This is a genomic window from Enterococcus sp. CWB-B31, assembly GCF_020567645.1.
Taxonomy (GTDB): Bacteria; Bacillota; Bacilli; order Lactobacillales; family Enterococcaceae; genus Enterococcus_L.
Map to the genome: position 1 here is coordinate 35,257 of NZ_JAJDJW010000006.1, position 18,799 is coordinate 54,055.

Consider the following 18,799-nt stretch of genomic DNA (forward strand, 5'->3'; position numbering starts at 1 on the left):
AAAGGAGGATTACTGTGAATAAAGAGGCGATTCTTGATTATTTAAGTGATCGTAAAATTTGGTATGAAATTACAGAACACAAAGCTGTATACAACATGGCTGAAGTTAGTGATGTTAACCTTCCACATCCAGAAGCAGATGCTAAAAACCTTTTTGTACGTGACGATAAAAAAAGAAATTATTATCTGATCACAGTAAAGGGGGATAAAAGAGTTGACCTAAAAAAGTTTAGGAAGGATAATAGCACTCGCCCATTATCTTTTGCATCAGAACGTGATTTAATGGAGGTCATGGGGACAGTTCCGGGGATGGTAACGCCTTTTGGTATGTTAAATGATAGAGAACGTAAAGTACAATTTTTTATTGATGAAGTCTTTCTGGGAAAACCAGGTCTTATTGGTGTTCATCCAAATGACAATACAGCAACAGTATGGGTGCAGACAGAGGACTTGATCACTATAATCAAAGAACATGGAAATCAAGTGAATACTATACAGATAAGTAATAAGTAATCATAGTCGTGAGTTTGGATTTTCACGGTTGTCTATAGATAGATTTAAAACAGAACAATTGTTTGGCTGCAGACAGAGACTGAAATCAAAAAATTTCCGTCTTTTTTTCTGCTTTAAACCATACTATTGTGCAGGATGTAATTTTTTTTGGGGGAAAGAATGATGTTATTTACAGGTATTTATTTTTGACTGTTTTTTTTGAAGAGTGTACCATTAAACATATAATAGGAAAGCAGGCGAAAGAAAATGGATAAGGAACATCGTTCAGGTTTAGATTGGGGATCGCTGCTTTTGGGAATTCTGTTTGTGATGACCGCTTTACTATCCTTTCAGGATCCGGCAGGGAATCTGCTTGCTATTGTTATAGTTTTTGCAATATTTGCGATCTTCAAAGGGATTTTTGAAATATTTGTACGAAATCGGTTAAAGGAGCTGGTTGGCTACAAGTCTTATGTTCCAGTTATATTGGGTATTATTGATATTATTGTTGGAATTTACCTGCTGTTTAATCTTGGAGTGGGTGTTTCAGTTTTACCATATGTCTTTGCAATCTGGTTTATTCTGGATTCGTTTATAAATTTATTTACCTTGGATTTGGCAAGAGCCTTCAGTGCCGGTTATTACTGGTTTAGCTTGATTGTAGATATTCTGGGAATTGCTTTGGGCTTTGTATTGTTGTTCAACCCGCTGTCCTTAGCGCTAACATTAAGCTTTTTAGTCGGCTTCTATTTTATAATATTTGGGATTACTTATATTGTTTATGGATTTCGTCAATGAACATACAAAGAAGGATGGCTCGCCGCCATCCTTTTTTGTATGTTAAGTCCATGTGTGCCGTCTTAGCTGATATTAGTAGTATCTGCGGACATTTTTGGAAGGACGTGAAATCAGGCGAACCAACCATACAGCAATTGCTACTGGAATCGCAATCTTAATTGCAAACCATAGCAGACTGCTTACAATTCCTAAAATTATACTGATAATAATACCAGCTGCAAAGAAAAACCCAATCAACATCAATACGTTAGCTACTAAAGATCTATTATTATTCATTTTATTCTCTCCGTTCCTGTTTGTTTTCTATAGTAAAAGTATAGCAAGAGAAAAAATGGGAGGCATCCACCTGAAGACCGATTTATTGTCCGACTCTAGGGGGATATTTTTTGTTTGTCTCAAGTTAAATGCTGAAAAGAATACAGTTCCTTATAGGGTATCTTAGTTTTAAGTGGACTGTTACTATTCGTTCCTTTGATATAATAGTATTTATTACACTTAGAGGAGTTAAAGATGGATAAATTTGAAAAGATGCTTGTGGATTTAGATTATCTGACAGAGAAAGGTTCAAAAATAGAACCGGAGTATTATCAGGACATAATTGAAAGTTATCAGGTAAGCGCAAGCGGTGAACAAGGAGTGTATTATGCAATGGTTTCTAAAAAAGGAGATTAGTTCACTGGAAGAGGCTTTTCTGCTGCTGTTTATCCATAGTTTATACGAGAGTGAAGAGTGGTCGATGGATAATTCCATGTGGAAGGAAGGATTTAATTCTCAAGAATGGAAGGAACTTCTGAAAAAAACTGGTTTCCCGAATATCTAAATATTAAAAATGGAGCAGTTGCTTATAAGTATATTTCTGAAGAAGTATTTTATAACTGGTTTCCCGTTGCCGAAAAAATTGCATCTTTAGCCATTCGATCAAATATAGTAAAAATAATTTGTTATGGAGATATTGATTCTTATTTTGATTATAAATATATAGTGGAAACTGCAGCTGATTATGTCTTGTTTCATTATTGGACAACAGGATAAAATCAGCGGAGGGTACCAGAGCTGTCTTCCTACTATCTATCAGGACTATTTTTACAGTTGAAGTGGTAATCACTTATAGTTGATAAAAGACTTATCCATTGCCTTTATAAAAAAAGTCAGTAAAATAAAACTGAATGGAGATGATGCGTGATGTCAAAAACGAGATTGGAAGCTTTTACCGATGCAGTTATTGCGATAATCATGACTATCTTAGTACTGGAATTATTGCCGCCGCAGTCAGATACCTGGTCGGCCTTATGGGGAATTTTTCATAAGATTCTTGTTTACATTATCAGCTTTATCATGCTGGCCATTTACTGGAACAATCATCACCATATGTTTCAGATGGTACATAAAATCAGCGGACGAGTACTTTGGGCAAATAATTTTTTTATCTTTACTCTGACACTGATGCCTTTTGCGACTGCATGGGTGGGAAACTATTTGGATAGTCTGGTTCCACAGTTGGTTTATGGAATAGTTGTATTATTGGCGGATGCATCCTATTTTCTTTTAATGAGAGAATTATTTCGGGCCGATGAACAGAATACACAGTTAAAAATTGCATTGAAGCGCTATTATAAATTGTATTTTTCTTTAGGTTTAAACATTCTTGCGCTTATTCTTGGCTGGGTGATTCATCCTTATCTGGTTTTGATCGTCAATTGTGTAATTCTTATCATGTGGTTTGTTCCGGAAAAAAGAATTGAAAGGCACTACAGAGAACCCAAATAAGGACAGGTGTGTGCTGAATATTTGAGTAATTTGCTTCAAAAAATCTGATATCAAAGAAAAATTCATAGCAAAAGCTTACTGATTTCATTTTATTTATCTAGTTTGTTCAAAAGATTTTTAATTCATTTTGCGGCAATATATAAAAGGTTGATGGTTATACTTAAACGGTACTTGTTTCGCCTATTGAGTTGCCGGTGCAAATATTATAAAATAGATAGGCATACCCTATATACAAAAAAACAGCTGAAGACAAAGTCTTAAAATTCTCAAATTTTTTAAAAGTCTGTTTATTTTATGAAAACAGCTTTAGCTCTTTTTAGTGTAGAATAGACGATGGGTAATAAGGTGAAAATTCAGATGGGTAGAACAATATGAATATCCAAGACAGACACGGGTATATTAGTTGGATAGAAATAAAGGGGCCATTAACCAATTATGGAGAATTTAAGTAAGTATGCACAGGGGAACAAGAAAATCTTTTTGAGAAAAGAGATAGAGCAGGAACGACTGGGAGAAGAGATCTACGCAGAAGATATCTTGTGCCAGTATTCTGTTTATTTGGTGAGAAAGTTTGAAGAACAGGATGATTATCTGGAATTATCTCAGATGGAAAATCTGCTGAAGGATTTACCGGAAAGATTTAATAAAGATTTTCAGGATATAGTTACGAAGAACATGTATGTACGAACAGTTCCTAAAGCGGTTTATGTTACTTTACTGCTTGCTTTGCCTCAGCCGCTGACTAAATTCCAAATTGTTGAATTAAAAAACTGGATGGGTGCGCTGACAGTACCTTCATTGGCCTTGGAGCATACATCTAATTTTATGGAACCCCCTGTTGCTGCGACGACTGAAATGGTAAGAGAATGGCAGGAAACAAACAGTGAGGTCTTGCTTCTGACTGAAATGATGAATCAGTATAATGAAAGTCTGACAGATATTTATTCAGAATTGCAGGTATTAAAGTCCGGCAAAACGCCTCCTGTAATGAAGGTAATAAAAAGTGAAGCGGCTGCTAAAAAGACGCTTGAAAAAGAAAATGAAAATAGTCAGCGTATTGATGAGACAATAGCTAAATTAGATAAAATGACTGAAGAATTTCAAGCATTTAAACAACAGGTGGTTGAACAGCTTGAGAGTACCTCAGTGAACAGAAAACCGCCAAAATTTAAAATCTATTTTGACGGCAAAGAAAAAAGAAACGGTTTGGATCAGCGTGTGGAGCAAGCACTTGAACAAGTGCAAAAGCTGACAGCTAAAACAGATTTCTCTCAGCAGGAGATAGAGAAGCTGACAATGAAGCTGGAGAAGGAGTCTCGGCGAAACAGAGAATTGCTGAAAAATCAGCCGTTGCCACCTAAAGGATTTGAGGAACAGAGCAATCTCGAAGAAAAAATGGCTATTACCAGTAAAGAGGTATCAATGATTTCACATCAGCTTAAGGAAATCAATGATAAACTGAGCACTGTTGAAACGAAGGTTTCAGAAGCCGAACAGACACCGGAAGAGCTGGCTCAACAAGTAAAAGAGCATGGTCAAATACAGGAGACTATTTCTGAAACGATGAAATTGAATCAGGTAATTAGTCAGTTGACTGAAAAATTACAGTCTGTAGAAAGTGAATTGACTGATGTAAAACAAAAGGGTCAGAAAAAAGTACCTGTGATGAAGCTGAAAAAGAGTGAGACAGTGAAAAAGCTTTCGGAACAGCATAATAAAGATCAGGAACAGCTGAAGATGAATGCGATGGAAATCAAAAAGCTTAGTCAGACAGTTGGTAAAGTAGATGTTCAATTGATTCAGGCAAATCAGAAAATTGCCGAATTGGAGCAGAAGGTCAGAGTGACCGGTGGGATGTCGGGTAACCGGATCAATAGTGTGCATCCATCTGACGGCTATCACAGAGAAAATGAACCTGTACAGGCACTGACCAATCAACCACAGCAGCAGAATGACCATGGTGCAACCAGAAGCTTTCCAACCAAGGAATCGTTTTTACAGGCATCCAGACCTATGCCAACAGCTTATCAGCAAAGAACAAATCCAGTTCCAGCAGAATCTCAAACTCCACAAGGAGCCCCTACAGTGACTCTTGCAATAGAAGAAATGCTGGATCGAGTTTCTGATCATCCAAAAAGAACAGAGCCAATAAATCAGCCAGTAACCGAGCAATCAAGAATGTCAACAACTTCTCTGCGACGGCTGAAAAAGCTTGAAGGAGAGATTTATTCAAGTTTTAAAAGAGTTAAAGGCGGAATAGGTTCCCGGGGAATGGTTTCGAAAGAAGATTTTTACAGCAATATCCGACAGATTGAGGTGCTTCCTTATCTTTGGTCAACAATTGAAACTGGAGATGAACCGCAGGATATGTTGTTGAATAATGAACTTAGCTGTCAACAGCTTGTCAACAGTGTTCCGACTTTTCTTGATGAAGTAGAAGAGCTTGCCTCTAAACGAAAGGTTATGGGCAAGTGGATATACTGTCCAAAAGAAGTGGAACAGAAAATGGAAGGCTTTAAGCTGCTCAATGAGTACTTTGAGCTGTACTTATCAAATAGAACAACAGGATAGACAAGGAACTAGTACGAGGAAGTCTGTCAAAAAACAACCTGAAACTATCAGGAAATTCCTGTTTAGTGTAAAGTAAGTTTAATGACTCTTTGTCAAACATTTATGAACTCATACTATTCGTTTATCCTGAATAATGAAACCTATTGATAAGCTTTCGTATAAAATCGGACTGACAGTATCAATTATGAATATTGGAGGAAGGGAAAAATCTTTCTCCAATTTTTTTCCGACATAAATTGTAGTGCTAGTTTAATTGAGGATGAAGCATGATCGGCAGATAGGGGCTTCATCTTTTTAAACCTCAAAAAACGTATAAAAGATAGAGCATCTGAAAGACTGACTTATCAGCACTTCAGATGTTTTTCATTTTTTTATAAATAAATGGCTCTTATAGATTCAGTATTAAAGAGCTCCTTATAATCAATATGAGTGCTTCAGGTGTAATTAACTTAAATGTAAATAGCCTGCAGTATTTTTGTCTGGTACTTGTGAATAGTGATGGATATTTAGATAAGAACCATTGTTAGTGTAGATTATGTTAACTTCTATTTTTAACGATCACTTAATCAGTTAGATAACCCCCTTACTTCATTTTTTTCCGGCGGCTGTTTCTTTTATTGAGTAGGCAGTTCGATAAAAACAGCTCTAACAATGCTTCAGTCGTATTTTTTTAAGTGAGGAATTGTTTGCCCCATAAAAGGTTTACAGGTACTATGAAAGAGAGGGAGGGGAAAAAATGGCAATGAATACTGAAGCGCAGAAAAAGAACCGGAAATATAAAAAAAGTACAAGATTCAGACAAATAACAGGGGTATTTATCGAGTATAATGTCATCCAGAATTTAGTGAAGCAGACACATCCGGAAAAAATCAGAACAGCTTTTGAAGAGCTGGGTTCAACCTTTATTAAAATAGGTCAGATGTTATCTGTCAGAACTGATATTTTTCCTCCGTCATTTATCGATGAGCTGAAAAAATTACAGGATAACGTGAAAAAAGATGATTATCCAATAATAAAAGAAATCATTGAGACTGAAGCACAGCAGCCTATTAAAGAGTTGTTTTCCTCATTTGAAGAAGTGCCTTTTGCATCTGCATCAATGGGTCAGACACATAAAGCTGTTTTACCTGAAGGCCAGACAGTTGCTGTTAAGATTCAGCATGCAGGGATACGGGAAGAAATTGGCATGGATTTATCCCTGTTGGAAAAAGCTTTGCCTCTTATTAAATATATTCCTGAGTCGAAAATAATTGATCTTAAAAATATTTTTCAGGAGATTAAGCAGTCGCTTGAAAAAGAGCTGGACGGGATTCAGGAAGCAGCTAATGGAAAATACTTTTATGAACTCAACAATAACTGGTCCATTATACAAGTACCAAAAATTTATCAGGAATATTGTACTCCGAGAGTCTTAGTGATGGAATATATTGAAGGGGCCAGTATTAGAAGTTTTTTTGGCAATCAGCAGCAATCAGATCCCGCCAGTCAGAAATTGCGGGAGGAGTTTGGGAATATTCTTGTCCGTAACTACATCAAACAGGTTTTTGAAGATGGTTTTTTTCATGCAGACCCGCATCCGGGAAATATATTTGTTCAAGCTGCAGATGAAAAAGTTAATGAAGAGTTTGGAGCTGAAAAAAATAAAGCCAACTATTTTGAGAAGAAATTCAAGTATAAAACGATTGATTTTCTTTATCAAAGAGAAGATATGCAGCTGCCATATCGTTTGATCTATCTGGATTTTGGTATGATGGGACAATTGAAGGATAAGATGCTCAACAAACTGATTGATATTATGGTTAGTCTGTACAGGAATAATACCAGAGTGACTGGTCAGGCAATTTTACAAGTATGCAAGAAGGTTGGACCTTTAGATGAGGAGCATTTTTATGAGCAATTGACGCCATTGCTTGAACGAAACTATGGTGTGGGTATTGGAGAATTGAATTTGCAAAGCCTGTTTTTCCAAATCGTTGCCATCTGTCATGAGAATAATTTACAGATTCCTCAGGAAGTAACAATGCTGATTAAGTCAGTCATTACTTTTGAAGGGATGATTAGAGAGCTAGCACCCGAAATATCATTGGTGGAGATTTCTGCACCTTTTGCTAGAAAATATTTTACTGAAAAAATTGACTGGTCAACGGAATTTAAACGAACGATATTGGATGCATTGTATTCTGCAAAAGCAGTTCCTCAGATCCCCAGCAGAACGCTGGATGTTCTGGATGATCTGTCAAAAGGGAAGGCAAAAGTCAACATTGAACTGAAAAAGCAGGATGAGCTGTTGAACAAAGTGGAGGTAATGGTGAATCGTTTGGTCATTGGCTTGATCTTATCATCGCTGATTATCGGTTCATCCATGCTTGTTGAATTTAACGGAACCATGACTAGACGATTTGTTTCTATTTTGGGTATTTTTGGTTATGGAGTTGCTTTATTTTCTATCCTATTCCTGATATACGATATTTGGCGAAAATACAGAAAAAAATGACTGATTTTGCTTAACGGAAAAATCAGCCTGATTATAATATGAAGATATTTCATTATAAGCACCAAAAAGGGAGAAGCCAAGCTTAATATGAATTAAGTTTGGCTTCAAGGGGAGATAGTTAGAAAGAAGTTTTACTACGCTCATCTTTCAACTGAACTAAGTATAGCAGATATTTTAAGGTACTTGAATTTCAATAAAAAAAGATAAATTTTTTGTTTTTGAAATTTTTTCACAAAAACCATCTAGAGAGGCGATCTTATCAAAGCTGCAATCAATTTTCATTTTTATAATTATATATAAAAAATATGTTTTGTTTATGTTTGTTAGTAAATAAAACATATTTTTTGATTTTTATTGGGAAATAAATTTATTTTCGGCAACATTTTCATTTGATAAAATAACACAGTCTCTTAAAAAAGAAAATTTGAAGTTTGTAATTGTTCAATAAACCAGTGACTGACAGCTAAATGGTCTAAAGCTGCTTAGGGTGTAGCTTCCAGTGTAGTAGACAAGAAATATTTCATAGTTCTGTCCCCATATTATAGCTGTAGGTACAGCTCAAAACTGTTTCTACGTCGCTTTTTCTTCGATTATAGATTTTCCGGTTTCTGCTGTTGAAAATATCTCTTCCGGTCTTGCTTTGTAGCATTCATATGAAGATCTAACTATGCTTTTCACTATACATTCCACTTGGTATTCTTTAAATTCATGAACAGAAACATATTTCACTTCCTGTTTGCGATAAGCGATAAAATTGAACCGACTTCCTTTTAAGTCAATTGAATTTAGAGAGTTTGGAACTTTATTTCTGTCTCGCTCTCAGCTTTAATCATATGCGTTTTGACCAAAAATATAATGCATTTTGTGGATACTAAACAATGATTCGTTTTCGTATAACGCTTACAATCGAAATATAAATCAAAGGAGGCAAAAATAATGGATTTAAAAAAAGAAGTAGCTGCAACAATTGATGCGTTGTCCCAAATTGGTAATGATCCGACAGGGGGTATGACACGACTACTTTATACTGACTCCTGGAAGCAAGCTCAGGAGTTTATACAGGAGAAACTGCAAACAGCAGGATTGTCTACGCACTTTGATGCTGTTGGAAATCTTTTTGGACGTCTGGAAGGAACAATGTATCCCGAAGAAACAGTTATGTCAGGATCGCATATTGACACTGTAGTAAATGGTGGAACCCTGGATGGACAATATGGGGTAGCTGCTGCTTATTTAGCAATTAAGTATTTGCAGGAAACATATGGTAACCCGTTACGCTCACTAGAAGTAATTTCGATGGCAGAGGAAGAAGGCAGCCGTTTCCCAACAGTTTTTTGGGGAAGTAAAAACTTCGTTTGTGAAGCAAAACGAGAAGATGTTGAAACAATTGCTGACTTTGATGGAATAAGCTTTGTTTCAGAAATGAGACGGCAAGGCTTCGACTTTTGTGATTCAAATAAGACACTTAGGCAAGATATCAAAGCCTTTGTTGAAATTCATATTGAGCAAGGAAATGTCTTAGAAAAAGAAAACTTGCAAATTGGAGTTGTAAACAATATTGCTGGGCAAAAACGCTATACCTTTGTATTGAAAGGAGAAGCGAATCATGCAGGCACTACGCCGATGGGCTACCGCCGAGATGCAGTATATGGATTTGCTAAGATGTGCTCAGCTGTAATAGATCGAGGTCTTGAACTGGGAGATCCGCTGGTCGTTACTTTTGGGAAAGTGGAGCCTAAACCTAACACTGTCAATGTTGTGCCAGGAGAAGTTTTATTTACAATGGATTGCCGTCATACTGATGGCGCCCTTTTGGATTCCTTTGCTGCAGAAGCGGAGCACTTAATTAAAAAAATTGCACAGGAACATCATTTAGATGTTGAAATGGATTTATGGATGGATGAACGTCCGGTACCAATGAATGAAACAATCGTTGCGGCAATTGAATCGGCAGTTAAACAATCGGGTAAGCGATACAAAGTAATGCACAGTGGAGCCGGTCATGATTCCCAGATTATTGCACCACATTACCCAACGGCAATGATTTTTGTCCCAAGCATCAATGGTATCAGTCATAATCCAGCAGAAGAAACAACCATTGAAGATTTGACAGCAGGTGTAGAAGTACTGGCAGCTGCCTTGTATGAATTAGCTTATCAAGAATAGAAAGTAGGGAAGAATAGTGGGTTATAGGAATAATAATACTGGTTATTTAGATGGCTTATTGCAATCCAGAGCAATTGTTAAGAAAAACAACTATGCAATTTTACCCCATGACGGGTTAGTCAATAATGTAATTCCAGGCTTTGATAATTGTGAATGTTCAATTTTAGGCTCAAAGAAGCTGGGCGCTTCCTTTGTAGATTATCTCGTTTCTTTTAAAAAGGGAGGGGAAAATATTCAAGGTTTTGGAGGGGAAGGGATTGAAACCTTCTTGTATGTGATTAATGGGAAATTAGAAGTTGGTGATGGAAAAGAAACTCATGAATTAGGAACTGGCGGATATCTCTACTTGCCAGCTGGAGAAAAAATGTTTATGAGGAATCTTCAAGAAGAAGCAACCGAAGTCTTTCTTTATAAAAAACGCTACCAGCCGCTTGAAGGATATCAGGCCTATAAAATTGTCGGACATCTCTCTGACTTGACACCTGTCCATTATGAGGATATGGAAGATGTTTTATTATGGGATTTTTTACCAAAAGATTTAGGTTTTGATATGAATATGCACATACTTTCCTTTGAACCTGGTGCCAGTCATGGCTATATCGAAACGCATTATCAGGAACATGGTGCTTATTTACTATCTGGTAAAGGGATGTACAACTTAGATAATGAATGGTTCCCAGTGGAAAAAGGCGACTATATTTTTATGAGTGCCTACGTTCAACAAGCTGCGTATGGTGTTGGCAGAGATGAACCTTTGGCTTATATCTATTCAAAAGATTGTAATCGAGATCCAGAGATTTAAGAAGGAGCAGAGCAGAATGGAAGAAACAGTAATTGTTAAGCCAGAGGAGCTGCATCATCTGATTCAAAAAAAACTAACAGCAGCAGGCTTGTCTGAAAAACATGCGGACATCGTTGCGGAGCACTTGGTTTTTGCAGATGCTAGTGGTATTCATTCCCATGGTGCAGTAAGAGTTGATTATTATGCAGAACGAATTGCAAAGGGCGGGATGAACCGTACACCAGAAATTACGTTTGAAGAAACAGGACCAAGCAGCGGGATTGTTCATGGGCAAAATGGTGTTGGGCAGGTTGTGGTGCTGGAGGCGACTAATTATGCTATTGAAATGGCAAAAAAATCGGGAATTGCGGCTGTCGGTGTGCGACAAACTAGCCATAGTGGAGCTCTTTCTTATTACGTGAGGAAGGCAGCACAAGAAAATTTATTGGCGTTATCTATGTGTCAATCAGATCCGATGGTTGTTCCTTTTGGCGGTAAAGAGAATTATTTTGGAACAAATCCCATTGCTTTTGCCGCTCCTCGTAAAAATGGGGCCCCCCTTGTCTTTGATATGGCGACAACAGTACAAGCGTGGGGGAAAATTTTAGATGCTCGTTCAAAAAATAAAAACATTCCAGATAATTGGGCGGTTGATGCTTCAGGGAAACCGACGACAAACCCTCATCATGTTCATGGCTTGTTACCAATCTCAGGACCTAAAGGCTTTGGTCTTATGATGATGGCGGATATTTTGTCGGGAATGCTTTTGGGATTGCCATTTGGGAAACATGTTTCCTCAATGTACAATGATTTAACCAAAGGGCGGGATTTAGGACAGTTTATTCTTTTAATTGATCCGCAGCGCTTTACTGATTTGGAGCAATTTAAAGAATCAATTGAAACAATGGTTACTGAATTACATGAGATTCCTCCTGCTGAAGGGTTTCAACAAGTGTATTATCCGGGAGAAATCAATCAACTAAATTATGAAAAATATATGAAAAAAGGCATCCCGATTGAAAAAAATATCTATGCTTATTTATTAAGTGATACTGTTCATTTTGATCAATATTCTGGGGCGGATGCATTTGCTCAATCTGGAACAGGAAAGTGAGGAAACCAATGTTATACACGATTATCCAAAAAAATAATTATCAGGATTCTATTGTCCTAATGCTATTGACCAACCGTTTACTTACAGTGGACGGTGTAAGCAATGCCTCTGTTATGATGGGTACTCCTGCCAACAAGGATATTTTTAAAACAGGTGGTATTTATACGGATGAAATGGCAGCTGCTACTTCAAATGATATGGTTCTTGTATTAGATATTGAAGATAAAGACCTCATTGATATTGTTTTAAAAGAAGTAGCTGATTTTATAGCTGATCAAGGGAAAAGCAGTGGGGAAGAAGGACCTCAAACAGTCAAAACATGGGAGAAGGCGTTGGAAGCAGGCGAAGCAGCAGCAACAGCAGTTTTATCTATTCCCGGAACCTTGGCTGCTCCGGAAATCGAAACAGCTTTAGAAGCAGGGAAACATGTTTTTTGTTTTAGCGACAATGTATCAATAGAAGACGAGGTACGTTTGAAGAAAATGGCTCATGATAAAGGGCTTTTATTAATGGGACCTGACTGCGGCACAGGTATTATCAATGGCATCCCAGTTGCTTTCACAAATGCAGTGCGTAAAGGAAGTATTGGTATTGTGGGTGCTTCGGGTACAGGTATCCAAGAGGTAACAACAATTATCCATAAATTAGGAGCGGGCGTAACACAAGCACTTGGTACTGGTGGACGTGATTTAAGTGAAGCAGTAGGAGGAATCACAGTCAAAGATAGCATTATTGCATTGGAAAATGATCCAGAAACAAAGGTGATTGTTGTCATTTCAAAGCCACCTGCTCCGCAAGTTCGTGATGAAGTTCTTGATCTTTTACGAAAAGGAACAAAACCGGCAGTTACAATCTTTCTTGGAGAAAAACCAACAGATCATGAAGTTGGCTTGTACCGTGCTTATACATTAGAAGAAGCAGCACAAATTGCTGTTCAACTTTTACATGAAGAAGCAGTGACACCGATTGATGAAATGATTGATCAGTCAAAAACTATTTTTAGTCCGAAGCAGCAAAAGATCAAAGCTTATTACTCAGGCGGAACGTTAGCTTATGAAGCGGCAATGCTTGTAAAAGCAGGCTTGCAGCTATCAGAAGATGCACCACATGAGGATGGGTATATTTTGAAAGCACAAGGGCATGAAATTATTGATCTTGGTGATGATATTTATACACAAGGAAAGCCCCATCCGATGATTGATCCAAGCAAACGAAAAGAGATGCTGCAACAGGCAGCAGCAGATCCTGCAACAGCAGTCATTTTATTGGATATCGTATTAGGCTATGGTTCACATGCAGATATGGCGAGTGAGCTGGCACCAACAATTAAGGAATTGAAAGCGAATGCAGCTTTGGCTGACCGATCATTGGCAATTATTGGAACAATTGTTGGTACAGACCTTGACCCGCAAGATATCAATAAGCAGGCTGCAATTTTAACTGAGGCAGGTGTAACGCTTTGCCAGAGCAATGCACAAGCAGTTAAAAAAGCTCTTGTATTATTAGGGCATCCTCTGCCAAACATCACTCGTAAATTATTACCAAAATCACAACCAACCGAAGCTTTGCCGCAACCTTCCGAGGCGGTTGTGCAATTGCTGAAAAATCAGGCATTTATCAATGTAGGCTTGCGCAGTTTTGCAGAAGCAATCCGTGAACATCACGGCAGTGTAATTCAATATGACTGGCAGCCTGTTGCGGGCGGCAATGTGACATTGCAAAAAGCACTGCGCTTCTTAGCCCAAGCTTCATTGAAAGAGTAGGAGGAAATTATCGTGTATCAAACAATTGAAGAAGCAAATCAAGCTGTTATTGCAAAAATTGTTGCTGGGTCGCCATTTCTAATGGATGTTGTTCCAGCAGAAAGTGTGATTCCAGAGCTATCAGAAGGCAAAGTTCTTTTACACGCTGGTCCACCTATTAGGTATGATCAAATGGTTGATCCAATACAAGGAGCTTGTGTGGGAGCCGGTCTTTTTGAAGGCTGGGGCGAAACAGAGGCAGAGGTTCGTCAATTATTAGAGACAGGTGAAGTTAAGCTTATTCCTTGTCATCATGTTCAAGCAGTTGGACCGATGGGAGGAATTACCTCGGCACATATGCCGGTTTTAGTCGTGGAAAATAAGACAGATGGGAATCGTGCTTTTTGTACTATGAATGAAGGAATTGGTGCTGTTTTACGTTTTGGCGCCTATTCACAAGAGGTTATTGACCGTCTTCACTGGATGAAAGATACATTAGCACCTGTTTTAAGTGCTGCACTGCACATGAAACCAGAGGGATTTAATATGAATGTCATTGTTGCAAAAGCAATTGCTATGGGCGATGAATTCCATCAACGGAATATTGCAGCTTCTTTAGCTTTCTTAAAGGAAATGGCTCCAATTATTGCAGGGCTGGATGCGTTTGAAAATCAAAAACAAGAGGTTATTCAGTTCTTGGCAGATACAGATCAGTTTTTCCTGAATATTATGATGGCTTCTGCAAAGGCTGTGCTGGATGGCGCTCGGACAATTGAAGAAGGAACAGTTGTTACAGCTATGTGTCGTAATGGTCATGAATTTGGCATTCGTATCTCTGGAATGGGGGATGAATGGTTTACCGGACCAGTTAACACACCAAAAGGGTTATATTTTGTAGGGTTTAGTGAAGAAGATGCTTCTCCGGATATGGGAGATAGTGCAATTACTGAAACATTCGGTGTTGGAGGAATGGCAATGATTGCGGCTCCAGCAGTTACACGGTTTGTAGGCTCTGGTGGCTTTCAGGATGCATTAAAAACAAGTAATGAGATGTTGGAAATTTGTATTGATACGAATCCTAATTTCTCAGTACCAACTTGGGATTTTCAGGGAATATGTCTGGGTATTGATGCTCGCAAAGTTGTTGAAACGGGTATTCTGCCTGTCATTAATACAGGGATTGCGAATAAGCAGGCAGGACTTGGACAAATTGGTGCGGGTACAGTAACACCACCAATAGATTGTTTTGAGAAAGCAGTCTTAGCTTATGCAAAAAAGTTAGGCTTTAAGGAAGAGTAAGAATAAAATTTTCTTGCAAACGAGAAGGGGATGAAAGGAATGCTGGCAGCTGAATGGGTGGATCAGGTACTTTTTGACTCACAGTTGATGAAAGGATACTGGTATATTCATAGCATTTTTCAAAAAAGCTTCAATATCCAGGATCAGCAGAAAAAATATTTAGTGACGATTACTGCACAGGAAACAAAAATTCCTAAAGGTATCAAAGTAGCAGAGAAAGACTTTTTGATCTTGAAAAATGAAATCTGGCCAGAAATGCCGCTTTTGATACAGCAGCGGCTGATTATTTTTCCGCAGCATCAGCTATCCTTCCAATCTGCTCAAAGCTACTCCACGAAATGGGCAGCCCAGTCAGCGACCTTTGATCCAAAGCTATTTTTTTTGTTGATTTCAAAGGTGAATAAAGAAACTGGTTATCAAGAAAAGGTCAATGCAGCATTATCCAGTCAGCATCAATTTTGTCAGGCGATAGATCAAGTGTGTCAGGATTCATTTTCACAGCAGCAAATAGGGCTGAACTTTCTATTAGGAAGAGGGCTTGGTTTGACGCCTTCAGGAGATGACATGCTAGTCGGACATTTCTTGGCTCGCTTGCTTATGAAGGCTGAAGATCAGCGCTTAGTTAGGTATTTACAGCATAAGCTTGAAACAGTCCCTGATTTAACGACGGATGTCAGCCTTCATTATTTAAAAAATGCTTTGCAAGGATCATTTAGTCAATTACCATTAGCAGTTAGTCAATGTCAGGAAGAAGCAAAAAGCTATCGAGCTATTCAGGAAATTCTTAAGACTGGACACACTTCAGGTGCTGATTTTCTTGCTGGCTTTGCAAGAAGTATTTATAGATTTCAACAAAATAGAAATGAGGGATCGTTATGGCAAAGCGGGTAGTGATTGCTTTAGGCGGCAATGCAATTTTAAAACCAAATCAACCAGCCACGGTTGAAACGCAAATTGCAAATATTGAATTAAGTGCGGATCAAATTTCAAAAATTGAACAATTGAATCATCAAATTGTAGTAACTCATGGCAATGGCCCGCAAGTTGGCAACATTTTACGTCAAAATGAAGAAGCCAAGGAAGTTGTTCCGCCTTTTCCTTTAGATGTGTGTAATGCAGAGTCACAGGGCTTTATTGGTTATTTAATGGAACAGAGTATTAAAAATAAAATTGAACAAAAAGAACTGACAAGTAATGTGGTAACGTTATTAACACAAGTAGAAGTGTCATCAGAAGATCCGGCTTTTACAAAACCAACGAAACCAATCGGTCTCTTTTACAATGAGATAGAAGCAAAGGCAATGGAGGAAGAAAAAAATTGGGTGATGGCAGAAGATGCAGGTCGCGGCTATCGTCGCGTAGTTCCTTCTCCCAAGCCTGTAGCAATTCATGGTGTAGAAGCAATGGTTCATCTATTAAATCAAAATACGATTGTGATTGCTGGCGGCGGCGGTGGTATTCCGGTCGTTAAAAAAGAAAAAGGTCTGCGCGGAGTTGAAGCGGTGATTGATAAAGACAGAACCGGAAAGAAATTAGCAGAGCAGGTAGATGCAGACATTTTTATGATGCTTACAGATGTTAGCAATGTATATATCAATTATGGTACGCCGGAGCAAGAGAAGCTAAGTAGTATTTCTGTAGATCAAGCGCAGGCTTACTTTGATGCAGGACATTTCGCAGAAGGAAGTATGGGGCCAAAGATGGAAGCTGCAATTGACTTTGCTAAACAAGGGAAAACAGCAATCATTTGTTCACTAGAAGAAGCAGATCAGGCATTACTTGGAAAAGCTGGGACTAGAATTGCTGGTTAAAACCAGCAATTCGGCTGTTTTAGTCTCCTTCTTCAGATAATTCCAGGGCTAGGCGCAAATCAAGACTAACTGCTGGGTCATGGACATTTTTGCCCAATAGTTTTTGACATTGTTCAATGCGGTACTTTATCGTATTGCGGTGAACAAAAAGCGCCTTAGCAGTGCGAGTTATCTCGCATTGGAAATCAAGGTAATAGCGAAGTGTTTTGCGTAATTCAATTAAGGCATCTTCTTGAGGGAAGGCTAATTCTTTTAGGATTGTTCGGCAAAAATAATGAATATCCTCAGGGCTCATCTTTTCAAAAAGACTCCGCATCCCTTTTTGGTGATAGAATGTGACAGACGAAGACGAGTTTTGCGATTTACGTTCTTCATAAGCAGTTTTTGCTTCGATAAACGAACTAGCTAAATCATTAATACTTTCATAGACTGTTCCGACCCCAAAGGTAATTTTAAAGGGCAGGCAAGCAGCCAAAGCATCAGCGGTTTCCGTTAAATCAGCCTCCAACTGTTCACATTTATGTTGGACTAAGATAGCAAAATGATTGCTGCCTTTTAGATTGAACAGGCAGGTGTCTTTGATTCGATGAGGAAGCTGTTCGGTAAACCATTGATAAGCCAATTCACTTTCTTCTTTTTGGTATTTGACTTTTGTTGCTTGTGTTATTTCTGTGGGCTGACAGGCAACATAGATCACCCGATAATGCCGGGCTTTAACTAAACCAAAGGTCTTCCCGAGGTCTAACCAATCTTTTTGTTGTTGTTTTGTTGACTGCTGGTATTCAATCATACGAGTTAGAAATTCAGTTTTCAAATCTTCTAAAGATTCTTGGACTTTTTGATTTTTATACAGCATGAAAGAAAGTACTAATGCAGCTTGTTCTATGGCAAACTCAGAAACAGGAAAAGGAATAGCTTCAGGATTCAAGACAACCAAATAATAAGGAAAGTAGCTGGATGTTTCAATCGCAAAATAAGAAATTTGAGATGTTTTTTGATTCAAGTCAGTAATAGGAATAGTACCACTTTTCTCGCCGGTGAAGACTCCTATTTTCTTGGTGAGTTCATGGATATAATACTCTGCAGGCTTAGACATTTTTGTAAAATGTTTGGAATGAGCGATCACCTTTTTAAAAGGATTTAAAAGAATAATTGGTGTATTTACAATTTGACCGAAGTCAGCAATAAAGCGGGCGATACTAACGTCATTAATTAAGGATGAAGAAAAACGTTTTTGAATGTCTAAGGCATAGCTCAACTGTTCGGTCTTGGTATTCCAGAGAACATTTAACAGCTGATGCATTAGTCTTCCCAAGGGGATAGTTGCAGGAATTTCAACAATAGGAAAGCCTAAAGTCTGTGCATAGGCAATCACTTCTATATCAACAGTATCTAAAAAGCGCCCTATTTTGATGCCGAGACCAGATGCATTTTTTGCAACGAGAGAGTCGATTAAAGGGAATAGCTCTTTTTGATTATCTTTATAAACCATTGCAGTGGTCAATATGAATGTCTTCTCTGGAATATAATGAGCAATATCCGGCGTTTCAGTGATTTCAATACTTTCAACTGGTTTTTGGGTACTAGTTTTATCTGTTAATAAGCGTAGTCCTGAAAAACGAGGAATGGCTAATAAGTCAGTTAATTTTTTCATAAGGAGACTCCTTTTGATTGGTTTTTGATCAAAATGCACAAAAAACGTGCAGAAGTTAGCTCTATTGTACAATAATGATGGAAGCGTTGACAAGCGAATATAGAAATGGGG

16 protein-coding genes are annotated in these 18,799 nt (G+C 38.0%); 14 read left to right on the forward strand and 2 right to left on the reverse strand.

The features are described from left to right. Positions 1–14: 14 nt before the first annotated feature. Both LI954_RS07540 and LI954_RS07545 read left to right on the forward strand, forming a co-directional pair. On the forward strand, positions 15–512 hold the full coding sequence (locus tag LI954_RS07540) for a prolyl-tRNA synthetase associated domain-containing protein (RefSeq protein WP_229444086.1): 498 nt from the start codon (positions 15–17) through the stop codon (positions 510–512). Between the two features lie 246 nt (positions 513–758). Then, positions 759–1,289 carry an HdeD family acid-resistance protein gene (locus LI954_RS07545; RefSeq protein ID WP_229444087.1) on the forward strand — a complete coding sequence of 177 codons (531 nt, stop codon included), beginning with the start codon at positions 759–761 and terminating at the stop codon, positions 1,287–1,289. Positions 1,290–1,361: 72 nt separating this feature from the next. Here LI954_RS07545 and LI954_RS07550 read toward each other — a convergent pair whose 3' ends face one another. Beyond that, on the reverse strand, positions 1,362–1,565 hold the full coding sequence (locus LI954_RS07550; protein ID WP_202065582.1) for a hypothetical protein: 204 nt from the start codon (positions 1,563–1,565) through the stop codon (positions 1,362–1,364). A gap of 234 nt (positions 1,566–1,799) precedes the next feature. Here LI954_RS07550 and LI954_RS07555 point away from each other — a divergent pair, with 234 nt between their 5' ends. The 12 genes from LI954_RS07555 (at position 1,800) to arcC (ending at position 17,034) form a co-directional block, all read left to right on the forward strand. Then, positions 1,800–1,961, forward strand: a complete 162-nt coding sequence (locus LI954_RS07555) for a hypothetical protein (protein ID WP_229444088.1) — start codon at positions 1,800–1,802, stop codon at positions 1,959–1,961. 105 nt (positions 1,962–2,066) lie between these two features. Next, positions 2,067–2,321: a hypothetical protein gene (locus LI954_RS07560; protein ID WP_229444089.1), complete on the forward strand. Its 255-nt coding sequence runs from the start codon at positions 2,067–2,069 to the stop codon at positions 2,319–2,321. A gap of 150 nt (positions 2,322–2,471) precedes the next feature. After that, positions 2,472–3,056 carry a TMEM175 family protein gene (locus tag LI954_RS07565; RefSeq protein ID WP_229444090.1) on the forward strand — a complete coding sequence of 195 codons (585 nt, stop codon included), beginning with the start codon at positions 2,472–2,474 and terminating at the stop codon, positions 3,054–3,056. A 435-nt stretch (positions 3,057–3,491) separates the two neighbouring features. Beyond that, complete coding sequence (locus LI954_RS07570) at positions 3,492–5,627, forward strand: hypothetical protein (protein ID WP_229444091.1); 2,136 nt, start codon at positions 3,492–3,494, stop codon at positions 5,625–5,627. Positions 5,628–6,363: 736 nt separating this feature from the next. After that, positions 6,364–8,121 carry an ABC1 kinase family protein gene (locus LI954_RS07575; protein ID WP_229444092.1) on the forward strand — a complete coding sequence of 586 codons (1,758 nt, stop codon included), beginning with the start codon at positions 6,364–6,366 and terminating at the stop codon, positions 8,119–8,121. 936 nt (positions 8,122–9,057) lie between these two features. After that, entirely contained in the window at positions 9,058–10,287 is a 1,230-nt protein-coding gene (allC, locus tag LI954_RS07580) for an allantoate deiminase (RefSeq protein WP_202065573.1), read from the forward strand. Positions 10,288–10,303: 16 nt separating this feature from the next. Next, the gene (allE, locus tag LI954_RS07585; protein WP_202065572.1) at positions 10,304–11,089 is read left to right on the forward strand and encodes a (S)-ureidoglycine aminohydrolase; all 786 of its coding nucleotides are present in this window, start codon (positions 10,304–10,306) and stop codon (positions 11,087–11,089) included. A 16-nt stretch (positions 11,090–11,105) separates the two neighbouring features. After that, on the forward strand, positions 11,106–12,182 hold the full coding sequence (gene allD / locus LI954_RS07590) for an ureidoglycolate dehydrogenase (protein ID WP_202065571.1): 1,077 nt from the start codon (positions 11,106–11,108) through the stop codon (positions 12,180–12,182). An 8-nt stretch (positions 12,183–12,190) separates the two neighbouring features. Then, positions 12,191–13,945, forward strand: a complete 1,755-nt coding sequence (gene fdrA / locus LI954_RS07595) for an acyl-CoA synthetase FdrA (protein WP_202065570.1) — start codon at positions 12,191–12,193, stop codon at positions 13,943–13,945. Between the two features lie 12 nt (positions 13,946–13,957). Further along, a complete protein-coding gene (locus LI954_RS07600; RefSeq protein ID WP_202065568.1) occupies positions 13,958–15,223 on the forward strand; it encodes a DUF1116 domain-containing protein in 1,266 nt (421 codons plus the stop codon). Between the two features lie 39 nt (positions 15,224–15,262). Continuing rightward, positions 15,263–16,114 carry a DUF2877 domain-containing protein gene (locus LI954_RS07605; RefSeq protein ID WP_229444093.1) on the forward strand — a complete coding sequence of 284 codons (852 nt, stop codon included), beginning with the start codon at positions 15,263–15,265 and terminating at the stop codon, positions 16,112–16,114. Continuing rightward, positions 16,099–17,034, forward strand: a complete 936-nt coding sequence (arcC, locus tag LI954_RS07610) for a carbamate kinase (RefSeq protein ID WP_202065560.1) — start codon at positions 16,099–16,101, stop codon at positions 17,032–17,034. The genes LI954_RS07605 and arcC overlap by 16 nt, the downstream gene beginning before the upstream one ends. A 19-nt stretch (positions 17,035–17,053) precedes the next feature. Here the strand turns inward: arcC and LI954_RS07615 are convergent, their stop codons facing one another. Further along, positions 17,054–18,688 carry a PucR family transcriptional regulator gene (locus LI954_RS07615; RefSeq protein WP_202065554.1) on the reverse strand — a complete coding sequence of 545 codons (1,635 nt, stop codon included), beginning with the start codon at positions 18,686–18,688 and terminating at the stop codon, positions 17,054–17,056. Positions 18,689–18,799: the final 111 nt, after the last annotated feature.

Excerpts from the sequence above, each read along its gene's own strand:
- fdrA (WP_202065570.1), top strand. The coding sequence starts at position 12,191 with ATGTTATACACGATTATCCAAAAAAATAATTATCAGGATTCTATTGTC.
- allD (WP_202065571.1), top strand. The coding sequence starts at position 11,106 with ATGGAAGAAACAGTAATTGTTAAGCCAGAGGAGCTGCATCATCTGATT.
- LI954_RS07545 (WP_229444087.1), top strand. The coding sequence starts at position 759 with ATGGATAAGGAACATCGTTCAGGTTTAGATTGGGGATCGCTGCTTTTG.
- arcC (WP_202065560.1), top strand. The coding sequence starts at position 16,099 with ATGGCAAAGCGGGTAGTGATTGCTTTAGGCGGCAATGCAATTTTAAAA.
- LI954_RS07570 (WP_229444091.1), top strand. The coding sequence starts at position 3,492 with ATGGAGAATTTAAGTAAGTATGCACAGGGGAACAAGAAAATCTTTTTG.
- LI954_RS07555 (WP_229444088.1), top strand. The coding sequence starts at position 1,800 with ATGGATAAATTTGAAAAGATGCTTGTGGATTTAGATTATCTGACAGAG.
- LI954_RS07615 (WP_202065554.1), bottom strand. The coding sequence starts at position 18,688 with ATGAAAAAATTAACTGACTTATTAGCCATTCCTCGTTTTTCAGGACTA.
- LI954_RS07565 (WP_229444090.1), top strand. The coding sequence starts at position 2,472 with ATGTCAAAAACGAGATTGGAAGCTTTTACCGATGCAGTTATTGCGATA.
- allC (WP_202065573.1), top strand. The coding sequence starts at position 9,058 with ATGGATTTAAAAAAAGAAGTAGCTGCAACAATTGATGCGTTGTCCCAA.
- LI954_RS07550 (WP_202065582.1), bottom strand. The coding sequence starts at position 1,565 with ATGAATAATAATAGATCTTTAGTAGCTAACGTATTGATGTTGATTGGG.
- LI954_RS07560 (WP_229444089.1), top strand. The coding sequence starts at position 2,067 with ATGGAAGGAACTTCTGAAAAAAACTGGTTTCCCGAATATCTAAATATT.
- LI954_RS07575 (WP_229444092.1), top strand. The coding sequence starts at position 6,364 with ATGGCAATGAATACTGAAGCGCAGAAAAAGAACCGGAAATATAAAAAA.
- LI954_RS07605 (WP_229444093.1), top strand. The coding sequence starts at position 15,263 with ATGCTGGCAGCTGAATGGGTGGATCAGGTACTTTTTGACTCACAGTTG.